The sequence below is a fragment of the Pseudomonas neuropathica genome, from assembly GCF_015461835.1.
Lineage (GTDB): Bacteria > Pseudomonadota > Gammaproteobacteria > Pseudomonadales > Pseudomonadaceae > Aquipseudomonas > Aquipseudomonas neuropathica.
This window is the reverse complement of sequence record NZ_JACOPX010000014.1, coordinates 134,933-150,625: the sequence shown is the minus strand read 5'-3', so window position 1 is coordinate 150,625 and position 15,693 is coordinate 134,933. Positions and strand designations below refer to the sequence as shown.

Annotated in this window: 13 protein-coding genes; 4 read left to right on the top strand and 9 right to left on the bottom strand. The window is 59.3% G+C overall.

Annotated features, from left to right (window positions below; translation table 11 throughout):
- Nucleotides 1-145: 145 nt before the first annotated feature.
- Genes H8F23_RS21000 through H8F23_RS20990 form a run of 3 tightly spaced genes read right to left on the bottom strand, consistent with a single transcriptional unit; the run spans nt 146 to nt 5,798 of the window.
- Complete coding sequence (locus H8F23_RS21000; RefSeq protein WP_194935647.1) at nt 146-3,298, bottom strand: CusA/CzcA family heavy metal efflux RND transporter; 3,153 nt, start codon at nt 3,296-3,298, stop codon at nt 146-148.
- Between the two features lie 15 nt (nt 3,299-3,313).
- Entirely contained in the window at nt 3,314-4,501 is a 1,188-nt protein-coding gene (locus tag H8F23_RS20995; RefSeq protein WP_194935646.1) for an efflux RND transporter periplasmic adaptor subunit, read from the bottom strand.
- Nucleotides 4,502-4,550: 49 nt separating this feature from the next.
- Nucleotides 4,551-5,798 carry a TolC family protein gene (locus H8F23_RS20990; protein ID WP_194935645.1) on the bottom strand — a complete coding sequence of 416 codons (1,248 nt, stop codon included), beginning with the start codon at nt 5,796-5,798 and terminating at the stop codon, nt 4,551-4,553.
- Nucleotides 5,799-6,333: 535 nt separating this feature from the next.
- On the opposite strand from H8F23_RS20990, the gene H8F23_RS20985 reads away from it, so the two are divergent.
- From H8F23_RS20985 to H8F23_RS20970, 4 genes are all read left to right on the top strand, one after another.
- The gene (locus H8F23_RS20985; protein WP_095048087.1) at nt 6,334-7,008 is read left to right on the top strand and encodes a heavy metal response regulator transcription factor; all 675 of its coding nucleotides are present in this window, start codon (nt 6,334-6,336) and stop codon (nt 7,006-7,008) included.
- On the top strand, nt 7,005-8,423 hold the full coding sequence (locus H8F23_RS20980) for a heavy metal sensor histidine kinase (protein ID WP_194935644.1): 1,419 nt from the start codon (nt 7,005-7,007) through the stop codon (nt 8,421-8,423). Before H8F23_RS20985 ends, H8F23_RS20980 begins: the two co-directional genes overlap by 4 nt.
- Before the next feature lie 232 nt (nt 8,424-8,655).
- On the top strand, nt 8,656-8,994 hold the full coding sequence (locus tag H8F23_RS20975) for a type II toxin-antitoxin system Phd/YefM family antitoxin (protein ID WP_224790125.1): 339 nt from the start codon (nt 8,656-8,658) through the stop codon (nt 8,992-8,994).
- Entirely contained in the window at nt 8,991-9,368 is a 378-nt protein-coding gene (locus H8F23_RS20970) for a type II toxin-antitoxin system VapC family toxin (RefSeq protein ID WP_194935643.1), read from the top strand. Before H8F23_RS20975 ends, H8F23_RS20970 begins: the two co-directional genes overlap by 4 nt.
- A 230-nt stretch (nt 9,369-9,598) precedes the next feature.
- On the opposite strand, the gene H8F23_RS20965 is transcribed toward H8F23_RS20970, so the two are convergent.
- The 6 genes from H8F23_RS20965 to H8F23_RS20940 are packed head-to-tail and all read right to left on the bottom strand — an operon-like array spanning nt 9,599 to nt 15,548.
- Nucleotides 9,599-11,341: an ABC transporter substrate-binding protein gene (locus H8F23_RS20965; RefSeq protein WP_016986564.1), complete on the bottom strand. Its 1,743-nt coding sequence runs from the start codon at nt 11,339-11,341 to the stop codon at nt 9,599-9,601.
- Between the two features lie 47 nt (nt 11,342-11,388).
- The gene (locus tag H8F23_RS20960) at nt 11,389-11,661 is read right to left on the bottom strand and encodes a DUF2160 domain-containing protein (RefSeq protein ID WP_007912485.1); all 273 of its coding nucleotides are present in this window, start codon (nt 11,659-11,661) and stop codon (nt 11,389-11,391) included.
- A 10-nt stretch (nt 11,662-11,671) separates the two neighbouring features.
- Entirely contained in the window at nt 11,672-12,472 is an 801-nt protein-coding gene (locus H8F23_RS20955) for a carbohydrate ABC transporter permease (protein WP_123450806.1), read from the bottom strand.
- Nucleotides 12,473-12,481: 9 nt separating this feature from the next.
- Nucleotides 12,482-13,348, bottom strand: coding sequence for a carbohydrate ABC transporter permease (locus H8F23_RS20950; RefSeq protein ID WP_007912484.1), 867 nt, complete (start codon nt 13,346-13,348; stop codon nt 12,482-12,484).
- Nucleotides 13,345-14,454 (bottom strand): ABC transporter ATP-binding protein, encoded by a 1,110-nt coding sequence (locus H8F23_RS20945; protein WP_194935642.1) that lies wholly within the window; start codon nt 14,452-14,454, stop codon nt 13,345-13,347. Before H8F23_RS20945 ends, H8F23_RS20950 begins: the two co-directional genes overlap by 4 nt.
- Complete coding sequence (locus H8F23_RS20940) at nt 14,454-15,548, bottom strand: ABC transporter ATP-binding protein (protein ID WP_194935641.1); 1,095 nt, start codon at nt 15,546-15,548, stop codon at nt 14,454-14,456. Before H8F23_RS20940 ends, H8F23_RS20945 begins: the two co-directional genes overlap by 1 nt.
- Nucleotides 15,549-15,693 lie beyond the last annotated feature (145 nt).

The following is a 15,693-nucleotide window of genomic DNA, read 5'->3' as shown; positions in this document are numbered from 1 at the left end:
AGATACTGTAAGAACTAACAGGTGCCTCCAGCCATTTGTCGCCATCGTTTCCAGCGCTGCGGCATATTCAGGGTTCAGCGCCCGTCCCGATTCTGGCCTTGGCTGTAGGACGCCATCGCTAGCAGACTAGCTTCCACAGGGGCGATCACTTAGTCATGAGTTCGGTGTCCTCATCCCGGCGATGGGCGAGTTGGTAGAGCGCCGGCAAGATCAGCAACGTCAGGATCGTGGAAGACAAAATCCCGCCGATCACCACGGTCGCCAGTGGTCGCTGCACCTCTGCACCGGTGCCGGTCGCAAGCGCCATGGGAATAAAGCCCAGCGACGCCACCAACGCCGTCATCAGCACCGGCCGCAAACGCGTCAACGCACCTTCGTTGATAGCATCGGACAGCGACCGCCCCTCCTCACGCAAATTACGAATAAACGCAATCATCACCAAGCCGTTCAACACCGCCACCCCGGACAACGCGATAAACCCGACGCCAGCGGAAATCGACAACGGAATATCCCGCAGCCACAGCGCCATGACCCCACCGGTCAAGGCAAACGGAATCCCGGTAAACACCAGCAAGCCGTCCTTGAGGTTGTTGAACATCATGAACAACAACCCGAACACCAACAGCAACGCCACCGGCACCACGATCTGCAAGCGCTTGGCCGCCGATTGCAGTTGCTCGAACTGGCCGCCCCAACTGGTCCAGTAACCGGCCGGGACCTGCACGTCACGTTCGATCACCTCACCGGCCTCGCTGACAAATGAGCCGATATCACGCCCGCGCACGTTGGCACTGACGATCACCAGCCGCTTGCCGTTCTCGCGGCTGACCTGATTCGGCCCAAGCACCAGGTCGAGGCTAGCGACGTCTTGCAGTGCGATGAAACCGATCTGATTCGCAGCGCCGCTCAGCGCGGGCACCGGAATCAGCAGCGCCGACAGCCCGTCGATGTCCTTGCGCATGGCATCGGACAGGCGCACGACCATATCGAAACGCCGGTCACCCTCATACAACGTCCCGGCCTGCCGCCCGCCCACCGCGACGGCGATGGTGTCCTGCACGTCACCCACGTTGAGTCCGTAGCGCGCGGCTTTATCGCGATCGATGTTGATGGTCAGCACCGGCAACCCGGTAGTCTGCTCAACCTTGACCTCGGATGCGCCGTTGACCTTCTGCATCGCTACGGCAATCTTCGCCGCCGTGGCATTGAGCACGTCCATGTCATCGCCAAACACCTTCACCGCGACATCGCTGCGCACGCCGGAAATCAGTTCGTTGAAGCGCAATTGAATCGGCTGCGACAGCTCGTAGTTGCTGCCCGGCAACGTCGCGGCGGCAGCCTGCAGCTCGGCCGTCAGGGTTTCGCGGGATTTGTCCGGGTCCGGCCATTGCTCTTTCGGTTTGAGCATCACATAGCTGTCCGAGATATTCGGCGGCATCGGATCCGAGGCGATTTCGGCGGTACCGGTGCGGGCAAACACACGCTCGACTTCCGGCACCTTCGCCAGAATCAACGTCTCCAGTCGCTGCTGCATATCCACCGATTGCGTCAGGCTGGTGCCCGGCACACGCAATGCTTGCAGAGCAAAATCGCCTTCGCTGAGGCTCGGTACAAACTCGCTGCCCATACGACTGGTGAGCACTCCGCTGAGCACGATCACGCCCAACGCCGCGCCCACTGCGATTGCGCGATGGGACATGACCCAGGCCAGCGCCGGCGCGTAAACGCGACGTGCGCCGCGCATCACCGCGCCCTCTTCTTCCTTGACCTTGCCAGTCACGAACAGCGCAATCGCCGCTGGCACAAAGGTCACGGAAAGCAGCATCGCACCGAGCAACGCAATCACCACGGTGAACGCCATCGGGTGGAACATTTTCCCCTCGACACCGCTCAGCGCGAAGATCGGCAGGTACACGACCATGATGATCAACTGCCCGAAAATCAGCGGTCGCCGAGCCTCTTTCGCTGCGGCAAAGACTTCCTTGAAACGCTCAGCACGGGTCAGCAAACGGCCGTGATGCTGCTGCGCATGGGCCAGGCGGCGCAGGGTGTTCTCAACGATCACCACCGCGCCGTCGACAATAATCCCGAAGTCCAGCGCACCGAGGCTCATCAGGTTGGCGCTGACCTTGTTGCTGAACATGCCGGTGAAGGTGAACAGCATCGACAGCGGAATCACCATCGCCGTAATCAGCGCCGCGCGGATGTTGCCGAGGAACAGGAACAGAATCGCGATCACCAGAATCGCGCCTTCGATGAGGTTCTTTTTCACCGTGGCGATGGCTTTGTCGACCAGGTGCGTGCGGTCGTAAACCGGCACGGCGATCACGCCTTGCGGCAGGGATTTGTTGATCTGTTCGAGCTTGCTGGCGACCGCTTGCGAGACCGTGCGGCTGTTCTCGCCGATCAACATGAACACCGTGCCAAGCACCACTTCACGACCGTTTTCCGTGGCCGCACCGCTGCGCAATTCGCGGCCGATTTCCACGGTGGCGACGTTCTTCACCCGGATCGGCGTGCCGTCAACATTGGCCATGACAATGTTGGCGATGTCCTCGGTGCTCGCCACTTGCCCCGGCGCGCGGATCAGCAACTGCTCGCCGCTGCGCTCGATATAACCGGCGCCGACGTTGGCGTTGTTGCGCTCGAGCGCAGTGACCAGATCGGTGAGAGTCAGCTTGTACGCCGCCAGGCGTTTCGGGTCCGGCGCGATCTGGTATTCCTTGGCGAAACCGCCGATGGTGTTGATCTCGGCGACACCGGGCACGTTGCGCAGTTGCGGCTTGATGATCCAGTCCTGAATCACCCGCAGATCGGTCGGCGTGTAGCTTGTGCCGTCGTCCTTCAACGCGCCCTCCTTCGCCTCAACCGTCCACAGAAAAATCTCGCCGAGCCCAGTAGAGATCGGCCCCATGACCGCCTCTGCGCCTTCAGGCAATTGCTCCTTGGCGATCTGCAAACGCTCGTTGACCAATTGACGGGCGAAGAACAGGTCAGTGCCGTCCTTGAAGATCACCGTGACTTGCGACAGGCCCGAGCGCGACAGCGAACGGGTCTGTTCGAGTGCCGGCAGACCGGCCATGGCGGTTTCAATCGGGAAAGTGATGCGCTGCTCGGTTTCCAGCGGCGAAAACCCGGCGGCGCCGGTGTTGATTTGCACCTGGACGTTGGTGATGTCGGGCACGGCGTCGATCGGCAGCTTTTGATAACTGGCAATGCCGAGGCCGGCCATAAGCAGAACGGCGAGCAGGACGATGATGCGCTGCTCGATGGCAAACTGGATCAGGCGTTCGAACATGAGGACCTTCCAGAATTAATGACTATGCTCGGCTGAGGCTTTGCCCAGTTCCGATTTGAGGACGAAGCTGCCGGCGCTGGCGACTTGCACGCCCGCTTCCAGGCCTTGGGTGACCTCGACGTGGCCGGCGGCGCGGCTGCCCAGCTCTACTGCGCGCGCTTCGAAACCGTCGTCGGTGCGAACGAATACCGTGGGCTTGTCCTCGACGGTCTGGATCGCGGTTTCCGGTACGGCGACTTGCGCTTCGCGGCTGTCGGTCGCCACCAGCGCGGTGACGAACAGACCGGGGCGCCACGAGCCTTGCGGATTTTCCAGGGTGACGCGGACGGTCGCGGTGCGGGTTTGTTCGCCGAGCAAACTGCCGACGTAAGCCACACTGCCAACCACTTCGGCGTTCAGTTCGGACGCGCTGACAGTGACCGACTCGCCCACTTGCACCTTGTTCAAGTCCTTCGGCGACACCCCGAACGTCACCCACACTCGCGACAAGTCCGAGAGGGTGAAAGCCGCCGTGGCCTCATCGACCACCTCGCCCGGCGTCAGGTGTTTTTCTACCACCACGCCATCGAACGGCGCGCGTAGTTCGTAGCGGTTGCCGCCAGTGGCGACCACGCTGCCGCTGAGTACGCTGATCTTCTGCTGCGCATTGCTCAGGGCAATTTCAGCTTCTTGCAACGCTTGGCGCGCCTGGAGGAAATCCTGCTCGGCAGAGATCTTGTCCTGCCAGAGTTTTTTCTCGCGCTCATAAGTGGTGCGCGCCAAAGCCAGGCGACGTTGCGCGGCCGCCTGTTCGCTGCGTTGATCGGAGATCTGCTGACTGGCGATCACTGCCAGCAACTGGCCCTTCTTCACCGTCTGCCCGAGATTCACCGCCACCGATTCGACCACGCCCGGCACACGTGGCACGACGTGGGCGGTGCGGTCTTCGTCAAAGCGCACTTCACCGGGGAACGGCAGGCCGCGGCTGATGTTTTGCGGTTTTGCCTCGGCCAGTTGAATGCCGGCAGCGCTGATCTGCTCCGCGCTCAATTCGATGTGCCCTTCTTCGGCATGTTCAGCCGCTGCATCTTCCTGCGCATGATCGGCGTGTTCAGCGGCCTCATCGGCATGCGCGTCGATACTTGCGTGACCTGACCACTGCGAGCCGATGCCAATGCCCAGCGCCAACGTCGCCACCGCGACCACCATCAATTTTTTGTCCATGGAAACTCCTCTGCGCCGTGCCTGCGCGCAGTTGTCTGAAAAATGAAATTCAACGGCTGACGCTGAGGTCGCCAAAGATCCGTTCGATGCGTACGCGGGCGTCAGTGGCTTCGCTGACGGCCTGGATGTATTGGCTGCGAGCGCTGATCAACGTGCGTTGCGCGTCGAGCACATCGAGAAAGCCGAACTTGCCCATTTCGAACCCGCGCGTGGCGCTGTCGACCGCACTTTGCGCGGCGGGCAGGATGGTCTGGTTGAACGCAGTGACTTCGCCGTTGGCGGTCTGCCATTGCTCAAGGCTGGTCTGGATTTCCGTGCGCAAACGCAGCTCGGTGGCGTTGCGCAGATCCCGCGCCTGATCGGTGCGGCGCGCGGCCGCGAGCACGTTGCCTTGATTGCGATTGAACAGCGGAATCGGCATAGACAGCCCGACCACGTTGACCCGCTCGCGCTCGGTTTCGCTGTATTGGCTGCCGATACTGACGGTGAGATCGGGGATGCGCTGGGACTTTTCCAGGCCCAACGATGCTTCGCGCTGATCGATCTGCAACTTGGCCAGACGCAGTTCGGCAGTCTCGTTCAAACGCTCGAGCAATCTTGTCGGTGGTGGTACGGCCGGCATGCTTTGCGTGGGCGCCTGCACCTGGGTCGACGTCGGCAACGGCGCGCCCATGACTTGCGCCAATTGTTGGTACGCGGCGGCCTGATCGCGTTCGGCGCGGCTCAGTTCAAGGCGCACTTGCGAGAGCTGCACTTGCGCCCGCGTGCCTTCGACCGGGGATGATTTGCCTGCTTCGATGCGCCCTTGCGCCACGCGCACACCGTGCTCGGCCAATTGCAGGGATTGCCGGGACAGCTGCAAGCGTTGCTGCGCGGTTTGCGCGCTGTTGAATGCCTGAATCACATCGGCGCGCAAGGCATTGCGCTTGCGCTCCAGTTCGATGCCGGCAGCGTCTTGCGCACGGCTGGCGACATCGATGCGTGCACCGCGTTTGCCGCCAAGTTCAATCGGTTGACTGAGCATCACCGTGGTCGTGCGCGACTCGCGGCGAGTGTCTTCGGCTTCCCACGACACTTCGGGATTGGGGATCAGCCCGGCTTGCTGACGATCGCCTTGGGCGATGCCAATTTCCCACTGCGCAGCGGCCAGTTCCGGGTTGCCGGCGAAAGCACTTTGCAGGGCTTGGTCCAGCGTCAGCGTCGATGCGTTTGCAAGGCCGGCGCTGGCCAGCAACACCAGGCCGCTGACTGTTTTTTTTAGGCGTGATTGCGCCATCAGTTCTATTAAACCGGGCAATGGAAGACTTCCTTTATTCAAGAATCTCGGATGCCGCCACGGTAGGGTTTTGAACTTATCGACAAGGTGACTGGAACATTACAAATCCGTTATCCACGGTTTGGGGAAGTTGTTTTGTTCTAGGATGCGAAGTGCTAGCAGCGTTATCGAAATACATCGAAACAAAAACACGGTAGTTATCTGCTGAACTGCACTTGCTGGAATCAAACTTGCGAGATTCCCGTGGCCCACGCTGCGACCGACTGTCGCAGAACCCCGGTTTAAAGCACCGGGTTGTTGACCCTGTAGCGGCTACAACCTTTATCTTTGCGGACATCCCCTCACCCCAGCCCTCTCCTAGGGGGAGAGGGAGCCGACCGAAGTATCTGGCGTTAGTTGTCGACCTGTTAAATCAAGTCGATTATGGATTCAGCAAATTTGTTTCACGTCGGCGTAGTTCTGAAATATCCCGCATTCAGTCCCCTCTCCCTCCGGGAGAGGGTTAGGGTGAGGGTTTTTAAATTAAATACCCATTAAATAAAAGTGGTGAAAGATCATGCGAATCCTTGTCGTCGAGGACGAGCTTAAAGCTGCCGAATACTTGCATCAGGGTTTGACCGAAAGTGGTTATGTCGTTGACCACGCCGCCACCGGTGCCGATGGCCTGCATCTGGCGCAACAACAAGCGTATGACCTGATAATTCTCGACGTGAACCTGCCGGAACTCGACGGCTGGGGTGTGCTGGAACAGTTGCGTCGCACCCATTCGACGCGGGTGATGATGCTGACGGCGCGCGGGCGTCTGGCCGACAAGATTCGCGGCCTCGATCTGGGTGCCGACGATTATCTGGTCAAGCCGTTCGAGTTTCCCGAACTGCTGGCGCGGGTGCGCACCTTGATGCGTCGTAGCGAAAATATCCCGGTGCCGCAGGTGCTGAAAGTTGCTGATCTGGAACTCGATCCGGGCCGCCATCGCGCGTTTCGCGGGCAACAGCGTATTGACCTGACCACCAAGGAATTCGCCCTGCTGCATCTGCTGATGCGCCAGTCCGGCGAAGTGCTGACGCGCACACAAATCATCTCGCTGGTGTGGGACATGAATTTCGACTGCGACACCAACGTGGTCGAAGTGTCGATCCGCCGTTTGCGGGCAAAGATCGACGACCCGTTCGACAGCAAACTGATTCACACCCTGCGCGGTGTCGGTTATGTGCTGGAGGCACGGGAATGAAGCCCTCCAGCCTGTCGATGCGCCTCGGTTTGACGGTGAGTATTCTCGGCGCGCTGCTGGTGGTGTTTCTGGCGATCCTTGCCTATTTCGCGTTGACCCATGAGCTGAATTCGCTTGCCAGAGACAGCCTGGAAAAGAAGATGGCGCAGGTCGAACACAGCCTGTCGTTGTACGTCGATGCCAATGAAATCACCGGCAAGCCGCATATTCTGCTCGATCAGGTGATGGGGCATGACAACCTCACGCTGACCATTTATGACCGCCTCAATCAGCGCTCGCCGCTGCTCAAATCCGGCTCGGGATTGAGCGATCCGCGCGTCGAATTGAAAGCGGTGCGCGCCACCACCGATCAATTGACTTACAGCGACAGCACCGACGCGGAAGGCAAGAAATTCCTCACCGCCTCGAAACTGATTCGCCTCAAGGACAGCAGCAGCGTGCCGGTGCTGCTGTCAGTGGATAACGCCCACGATGAGGCGCTGCTCAGCGCCTATCTGCGCTCAACGCTGATTGCCTTGCCGTTGTTGCTGGTGTTTATCGGTCTGACCGCTTGGGGCGCGGTGCAGCGTGGCTTGGCGCCGTTGCGCGAGTTTCGCAAGGTCGCGGCGATGGTCTCGACCCAGGATTTGGAACACCGGCTGTCCGTGGTGAACATGCCGCAGGAGTTGAGTGAACTGGCACAGGGCATCAACTTCATGCTGCATCGGCTCGATGCCGGGGTGCAGCAGTTGTCGCAATTCTCCGATGACTTGGCGCATGAGTTGCGCACGCCGATCAATAACCTGATGGGCAAGGCGCAGGTGACCTTGTCCCGCGAGCGCACGACCGAGGAATACAAGGACGTGCTGGTGTCGTGCACTGAGGAACTGGAGCGCGTCGCGCGGATTGTCTCGGACATGTTGTTTCTGGCGCAGGTCAGTCATCCGTCGGCGCTGGCGCCGTTTGAAGCGGTGGCGCTGGAGGTTGAAGTCGCGAAAGTGGCCGAGATGTTTTCGTTGTCGGCGCAGGATAAGAACATTCATTTGAATGTGCTTGGCAGTGCGACCGTGATGGGCGATCGGCTGATGATTCAGCGGGCGATTTCCAACCTATTGTCGAATGCGCTGCGCCACTGTCCTGCCGGGAAAACCGTGACGTTGCTGATCGAACAAGGTGCGACCCAGGCCTCCCTGTTGGTCAGCAACCCCGGCGCCGGGATTGAGGCGCAACACCTGCCTCATCTGTTCGACCGCTTCTACCGCGTCGACAGCAGCCGCTCGCGTTCGCAGGGCAGCACCGGGTTGGGGCTGGCAATTGTGCGCTCGATCATGAGCCTGCATCAGGGTGTAGCGGAGGTTAAGAGCTTGCCGGGGGCGATGACGGTGTTCAGGCTTGGATTTCCGGCCCCTTCGCTTGCAGGCAAGCTCCCACAGTGATTTGCGGGGTATTCAGGTTTTGTGAACACCGCTAAAACCTGTAGGCCTTCGCCCGCTCGCGATGGCGGTGGGTCAGTCGATATTTTTGTACGATTTTTTACCGATTTGCTCCCGTCCCCACACAAACGCCGAAAGCTCTCGCCGCAACCTCCGTTTTGTCCTACAGCCAGTTTTGAGTAGATAGCTCTATGGTGGAGGCCTTGGCAGATGGAATACCGACGAGAGGCTAAAAATGAACAGGGATATCGTTTGCGAATGGGCTGAAGAAGTCTATGGTTTGGCAGCGTTGAAATATTCTGGCTATATTTGTCCAGAATACAGGGGTGAGCTGATGATCATCGTTCCGCTGGCTGAAGCCAAAAACAATTTATCCAAACTCGTCGATGATGCCGCTGCTGGCCAAGTCATCACGATTGCCAAGCATGGCCGGGCGATGGCTCGCCTCGTTCCCGTAGGAAAACCCAGCGCTCAGCGTATTGGCGCAATGAAAGGCAAACTGGTGTTGCCCGACGATTTCGACTCACCACTGCCCGATGACATGCTTGATACATTTGAGGGCACTCAAGCATGAGGCTTCTGCTCGACACGCACATTTTGCTCTGGACGCTCAGTGATGACGCCAGATTGTCCGGCAAAGCCAGAAAATTGATTGAGAACGCCGCCGAAATCTACATCAGCGCCGCCACTTTCTGGGAAATGGCAATCAAGGTCGGGCTCGGCAAGCTGAATGTTGATCTGGAAGAAATCCGCCAATATTGTCTCGACAGTGGCTTTATTGAACTGCCAGTGACTGCAGAGCACGCCATCGCCGTGAAGGATCTTGAGCACCATCATCGCGATCCGTTTGACCGCATTATCATCGCCACAGCGATGACCGAGCCGATGAAGTTGCTCACGGCTGATGCTTTGGTTGCTCGTTACACAGATCTGGCTGTTCTGGTCTGATCAAGACACATCCAGTACCGGCACACATCAATGCTGGCGGCGGATCAGTCGATATCTTTTTCGTCTGACACACCGCTATCGCGAGCAGGCTCACTCCTACAGGTTTTTGTGTCGTTCACAGATGCGGTGTACGCCGCATCTGTGGGAGTGAGCCTGCTCGCGATTACGGTAGATCAGGCGCGAAAGAAAACGGCACCTTGCGGTGCCGTTCGCCTTTCACACTTCCCCTATCACTTACGCGCATCCGCCCAGGATTTCAGCAGTTCGTTGTAGCTCACGGTCTCGCCCTTCGGCTTCTCGTTCGCCAGTTTCGGTTTCGGTGCGCCCGGCTGATCAAACCAGTACTGAGCATCGCGCTCCGGATTCATCTTCGGTGCGCAAACGGCTTGGGCCTTGGAGCGTTCGAGGCGCGTCATGATCGCGTCCTGATCCTTGGCCAAACCATCCAGCGCCTGTTGCGGGGTTTTCTCGCCGCTGGCCGCTTCGGCGATGTGGCTCCACCACAGTTGCGCCAGACGCGGATAGTCCGGCACGTTGGTGCCGGTCGGGGTCCATTGCACGCGGGCCGGGCTGCGGTAGAACTCGACCAGGCCCCCGAGTTTCGGCGCCAGATCGGTCATCGCCTGCGAGTTGATGTCCGACTCGCGAATCGGCGTCAGGCCGACGATGGTTTTCTTCAGCGACACGGTTTTCGAGGTCACAAACTGCGCATACAGCCACGCCGCGAGCTTCTGTTTCTCAGGCGTGGATTTCATAAACGTCCACGAACCCACATCCTGATAACCGAGCTTCATGCCCTCCTCCCAATACGGCCCGCGCGGCGACGGTGCCATGCGCCATTTCGGCGTACCGTCGGCGTTGACCACCGGCAGGCCCGGCTTGGTCATGTCGGCGGTGAACGCGGTGTACCAGAAGATCTGCTGGGCGATGTTGCCCTGCGATGGCACCGGTCCCGACTCGGAGAAGGTCATGCCCGCCGCTTCCGGTGGCGCGTACTTCTTCAGCCAGTCGACATACTTGGTGGTGGCGAACACCGCCGCCGGGCCGTTGGTGTCGCCGCCGCGAGTCACACTGGAACCGACCGGATGGCAGTCTTCGACGCGAATCCCCCACTCGTCCACCGGCAAACCGTTGGGCAAACCTTTGTCGCCGCCACCGGCCATGGAGAACCAGGCATCGGTGAAGCGCCAGCCCAGCGACGGATCTTTCTTGCCGTAGTCCATGTGCCCGTAGACGCGCTTGCCGTCGATTTCCTTGACGTCTTCGCTGAAGAATTTGGCGATGTCTTCATAGGCCGACCAGTTCACCGGCACGCCCAATTCATAGCCGTACTTTTCCTTGAACTTGGCTTTCAGATCCGCACGTTCAAACCAGTCAGCACGGAACCAGTACAGGTTGGCGAATTGCTGGTCGGGCAGTTGATAGATCTTGCCGTCCGGCGCGGTGGTAAAGGAGATGCCGATGAAGTCCTTGATGTCGAGGGTTGGCGAGGTGAAGTTCTTGCCTTCGTTGGCCATCAGGTCAGTGATCGATTCGGTCTTGCCGTAGCGAAAGTGCGTACCGATCAGGTCCGAGTCGTTGACCCAGCCGTCATAAATATTCTTGTCCGACTGCATCACCGTCTGCATTTTCTCGACCACGTCGCCTTCTTGCAGCAGGTCGTGGGTGAGCTTGATCCCGGTGATTTCGCTGAAGGCCTTGGCGAGCACTTTCGACTCGTATTCGTGGGTGGTCAGGGTCTCGGAAACGACCTTGATGTCCATGCCGCGAAACGGCTCGGCCGCTTTGATGAACCACTTCAGTTCTTCCAGTTGCTGCTCGGCCGTCAGGGTCGACGGTTTGAATTCACTGCCGATCCATTTTTTCGCCGCGTCTTCGTAGGCATCCGCCCACGCGGCGGCGCTCAAACCGCTGAGTGCCAGCATGGCTGCCAATGAAATGCTATGTCGCAGCTTATTGTTTTTGTCGAACATAGAGACCTCCTGTTTAAGTTGTGGAGCCGCGTTGCCGAACGACTCGACTAGCCCCAACGCATCACAGCCAACAGCCACACCAGGGACAACGCGGACGCTACCCAGATGCTCCAGTCGGTGGCGCCGATCACCAGCAAATGCAGGTAGGCGCTGCCGAGAAGACCGATAAACAAGCGATCGCCACGGGTGGTGGCAATCGGCAGAAAACCTCGCCGCAAGATGCTCGGCGAACGCAATTCCCAAGTGGTCATGCCGACCAGAATCAGGCCGATGACAATAAAGAAAGCTGCGGTAGGCGTGGTCCAACTCATCCATTCCATCATCAGCTCCTCAGACCCGACCGAGGGCAAAGCCCTTGGCCACGTGGTTGCGAACAAACCAGATCACCAGCATGCCCGGCAGAATGGTCAACACCCCCGCCGCTGCCAGCACGCCCCAATCGATACCCGAGGCCGACACAGTGCGCGTCATCACCGCCGCAATCGGCTTGGCGTTGACCGAGGTCAGCGTGCGCGCGAGCAGCAGTTCGACCCAGGAAAACATGAAGCAGAAAAACGCCGTGACGCCGATGCCGGAACCGATCAGCGGGATGAAAATCTTCACGAAGAACTTGGGGAAACTGTAGCCGTCGATGTAGGCGGTTTCGTCGATTTCCTTCGGCACGCCGGACATGAAGCCCTCCAGAATCCACACTGCCAACGGCACGTTAAACAGGCAATGCGCCAACGCCACGGCGATATGCGTATCGAACAGGCCAATCGACGAATACAACTGGAAGAACGGCAGCAAAAACACCGCCGGTGGCGCCATGCGGTTGGTCAGCAGCCAGAAAAACAGGTGCTTGTCGCCGAGAAAACGGTAGCGCGAAAACGCATACGCCGCTGGCAGCGCCACGCTCAGCGAGATCACCGTGTTCAGGCTGACGTAATACAGCGAGTTGATGTAGCCGCTGTACCAGCTCGGATCAGTGAAGATCACCTTGTAGTTCGCCAGCGTGAAGTCCTGTGGGAAAAGGGTCAGGCCGCCGAGGATTTCGGTGTTGCTCTTGAACGACATGTTCAGCAGCCAGTAGATCGGCACCAGCAGGAACAGGATGTACACCAGCAGCGGAATAAGCTTTCTTTTGCTCATGGCCGGGCCTCAGCGGTTGGCGTCGGAGTGCGTCATGGCGGTGTAGAACAGCCAGGACACCAACAGGATGATCAGGAAGTACACCAGCGAAAACGCCGCTGCCGGACCAAGGTCGAATTGCCCTACGGCCATCTGGGTCAACGTCTGACTCAAGAAGGTCGTGGCGTTGCCCGGCCCGCCGCCGGTGAGCACGAACGGCTCGGTGTAGATCATGAAACTGTCCATGAAGCGCAGCATCACCGCGATCAGCAGCACGCTCTTCAGCTTGGGCAACTGAATATGCCGGAACACCGCCCAGGCCGAGGCGCGGTCGATGCGCGCGGCCTGGTAATACACGTCGGGAATCGCGCGCAAACCGGAGAAACACAGCAGCGCTACCAGTGAAGTCCAGTGCCAGACGTCCATCACCAGCACCGTCACCCAGGCGTCCATGGTGTTAGCGGCGTAGTTGTAGCTGATGCCCATGGCATTGAGGCTAGAACCGAGCAGGCCGATATCCGCGCGGCCAAAGATCTGCCAAATGGTGCCAACCACGTTCCACGGGATCAGCAACGGAATCGCCAGAATGATCAGCACCACCGACGACCAGCGGCCCTTGGTTGGCATCGTCAGCGCAACGGCAATACCCAGCGGAATTTCAATCAGCAACACGCACGCCGAATAGATGAACTGGCGCAGCAATGAGTCGTGCAAACGCGGATCAAGCAGCACTTGCTTGTACCAGTCGGCGCCGACGAAGTAGCGGCTGGACTGGTCGAAGATGTCCTGCACCGAATAGTTGACCACGGTCATCATCGGGATCACCGCACTGAATGCCACCAGCAGGAACACCGGCAATACCAGCCACCAGGCCTTGTTGTTTTGCACCTTGTTCATGGCTGCACCTCATCGTCGGCTTCGAGCAAAAACTCATCGGCATAGACCATCAGCCACTGCGCCGGAAAACTGATGTACGCCGTGCCCTGCGGCACCGGTTTGTCTTCGGCCAGGCGCACTTTCAACGGCGCGCCGTCGAGGTCGAGGGTCAAGATCTTGTAGGTGCCGAGGTCTTCGACGTGTACGACCCTGGCCCGCATCGCGTCATCAAACGGCTCGTCCCAGACATGAATGAACTCGGGACGGATGCCAACCTTCAGATTTTTCCACTGGCCGTGTTCGATATGTCGCTGCATCGCGTCAGACAGCGGCAGATGCGTCGAGGCGAAACCGACGCCGCCGGGTTGCGGCTGCACGTCGATCAGGTTCATGCCGGGGCTGCCGATGAAATAGCCGACAAAGGTGTGGCTCGGCCGCTCGAACAATTCCCGTGGCGTGCCGAACTGGACGATCTGGCCGCCGTACATCACCGCAATCTTGTCGGCGAAGGTCGATGCTTCCAGTTGATCGTGGGTGACGTAGACCATGGTGATGTTGAACTGCTCGTGGATCTGCTTGAGCTTGCGCCGCAGTTTCCACTTCAGGTGCGGGTCGATCACCGTCAGCGGTTCGTCGAAGAGGATCGCCGAAACGTCGTCGCGGACCAGACCACGGCCCATCGAGACTTTCTGTTTTTCGTCGGCGGTGAGGTTGCGCGCCTTCTTGCTCAGCAGGTTTTGCAGGTCGAGGACTTCGGCAATTTCCTGCACCTTGCTGTGCACTTTCGCCTCGGCCATGCCCTGATTGCGCAAGGGGAAAGCCAGGTTATCGAACACGGTCATGGTGTCGTAGACCACCGGAAACTGGAAAACCTGAGCGATGTTGCGCTTCTCCGGCGTCAGGTCATTCACCGCTTTGCCATCGAACAACACGTGGCCCTGTGAGGGGCTGAGCAGCCCGGAAATGATGTTGAGCAAGGTCGACTTGCCGCAACCCGATGGCCCAAGCAAAGCGTAAGCGCCGCCCTGCTCCCAGACGTGATCCATCTCGCGGATTGCATAATCCTCCGCGCCGCTCGGGGTTTTACTGTAGCTGTGGGCGAGGTGCTGCAAACGGATTTCGGCCATCAGGCAACCCTCGCGACACGTTGACCCGGTGCCTGCACCAGACGGCCCTGCGCATCGAACACGAACAGTTTATGGGTCGGGATGTAGATGCGGATCGGCGCATCGACGTCGTATTCGTGAACGCCGGGCAGGTGCAGCACCAGCAGGAAATGCTCGTTGCGCACGTGCAGGAAGGTTTCCGAACCGCTGATCTCCGCCACTTCGACGGTGACCGCCAGTTCCAGATCGTCATCGTTGCTCGGCACCAGCGAGATATGGCTGGGGCGCACGCCAAAACGGAACTCGCCCTCACCCACCGGGCGCAGATCGACGTTCAACGGGAAGTGCACAAAATTGGCGAAGCTGACTTCGTTGCCGGCGATGCGCCCGGGCATCAGGTTGATCGGTGGCTCGGAGAACAATTCAGCCGCCAGCACGGTTTGCGGCTGGTGATACACCGAAGTCGACGGGCCACTCTGAATCACCCGGCCTTCGTGAAGAATCGTCGTGGTGCCGCCGAGTGCCAGCGCTTCGTTGGGCTCGGTGGTGGCGTAGATCGCGATGGTGTGGCGCGCCTTGAACAGCTCGCGCATTTCCTGACGCAGTTCTTCGCGCAGTTTGTAATCGAGGTTGACCAGCGGCTCATCGAAGAGGATCAGTTCGGCGTCTTTGACCAAGGCGCGAGCCATGGCGGTGCGCTGCTGTTGACCACCGGACAGCTCCAGCGGATAGCGCTGCAGAAACTTCTCGATGCGCAGCATCTTCGCGGTTTCCTGCACTTTGCTGTGGATGATCTCTTTCGACACACCGGCCTGACGCAGCGGCGAGGCGATGTTTTCGAACACGGTCATGGTCGGGTAGTTGATGAACTGCTGATAGACCATCGACACGTTGCGCAGGCGCACCGGACGTTGGGTAACGTCGACGCCGTTCATCAGGATGCGGCCGCTGTCGGGTTTGTCCAGACCGGCCATTAAACGCATGAGGCTGGTTTTGCCGGACAGCGTGCGGCCGAGCAAAACGTTGAACGAACCGGGTTCGAATTTCAGGCACGCATCGTCGATCCAGGTCTGGCCCTCGACGGTACGGCTGACGTGCTCCAGGGTGAGTGACATGGCTCGGCCTTTTTATTATTGGAGTCAAGCGACCTGTGCACGGGAGCGAGTTCCGTGCCAGAAATGGCAAGTGTTTGATTTGTCGTGAAAATCGTTGAAAGCGGCGGGATTGGGCGTTCATTGCTGAACACATTTGAACAGTCGG

What these genes read in the sequence shown, in the direction of transcription:
- H8F23_RS21000 (WP_194935647.1), bottom strand. Translation starts at nt 3,298, where the DNA reads ATGTTCGAACGCCTGATCCAGTTTGCCATCGAGCAGCGCATCATCGTC.
- H8F23_RS20995 (WP_194935646.1), bottom strand. Translation starts at nt 4,501, where the DNA reads ATGGACAAAAAATTGATGGTGGTCGCGGTGGCGACGTTGGCGCTGGGC.
- H8F23_RS20985 (WP_095048087.1), top strand. Translation starts at nt 6,334, where the DNA reads ATGCGAATCCTTGTCGTCGAGGACGAGCTTAAAGCTGCCGAATACTTG.
- H8F23_RS20980 (WP_194935644.1), top strand. Translation starts at nt 7,005, where the DNA reads ATGAAGCCCTCCAGCCTGTCGATGCGCCTCGGTTTGACGGTGAGTATT.
- H8F23_RS20975 (WP_224790125.1), top strand. Translation starts at nt 8,656, where the DNA reads ATGAACAGGGATATCGTTTGCGAATGGGCTGAAGAAGTCTATGGTTTG.
- H8F23_RS20970 (WP_194935643.1), top strand. Translation starts at nt 8,991, where the DNA reads ATGAGGCTTCTGCTCGACACGCACATTTTGCTCTGGACGCTCAGTGAT.
- H8F23_RS20965 (WP_016986564.1), bottom strand. Translation starts at nt 11,341, where the DNA reads ATGTTCGACAAAAACAATAAGCTGCGACATAGCATTTCATTGGCAGCC.
- H8F23_RS20960 (WP_007912485.1), bottom strand. Translation starts at nt 11,661, where the DNA reads ATGGAATGGATGAGTTGGACCACGCCTACCGCAGCTTTCTTTATTGTC.
- H8F23_RS20955 (WP_123450806.1), bottom strand. Translation starts at nt 12,472, where the DNA reads ATGAGCAAAAGAAAGCTTATTCCGCTGCTGGTGTACATCCTGTTCCTG.
- H8F23_RS20950 (WP_007912484.1), bottom strand. Translation starts at nt 13,348, where the DNA reads ATGAACAAGGTGCAAAACAACAAGGCCTGGTGGCTGGTATTGCCGGTG.
- H8F23_RS20945 (WP_194935642.1), bottom strand. Translation starts at nt 14,454, where the DNA reads ATGGCCGAAATCCGTTTGCAGCACCTCGCCCACAGCTACAGTAAAACC.
- H8F23_RS20940 (WP_194935641.1), bottom strand. Translation starts at nt 15,548, where the DNA reads ATGTCACTCACCCTGGAGCACGTCAGCCGTACCGTCGAGGGCCAGACC.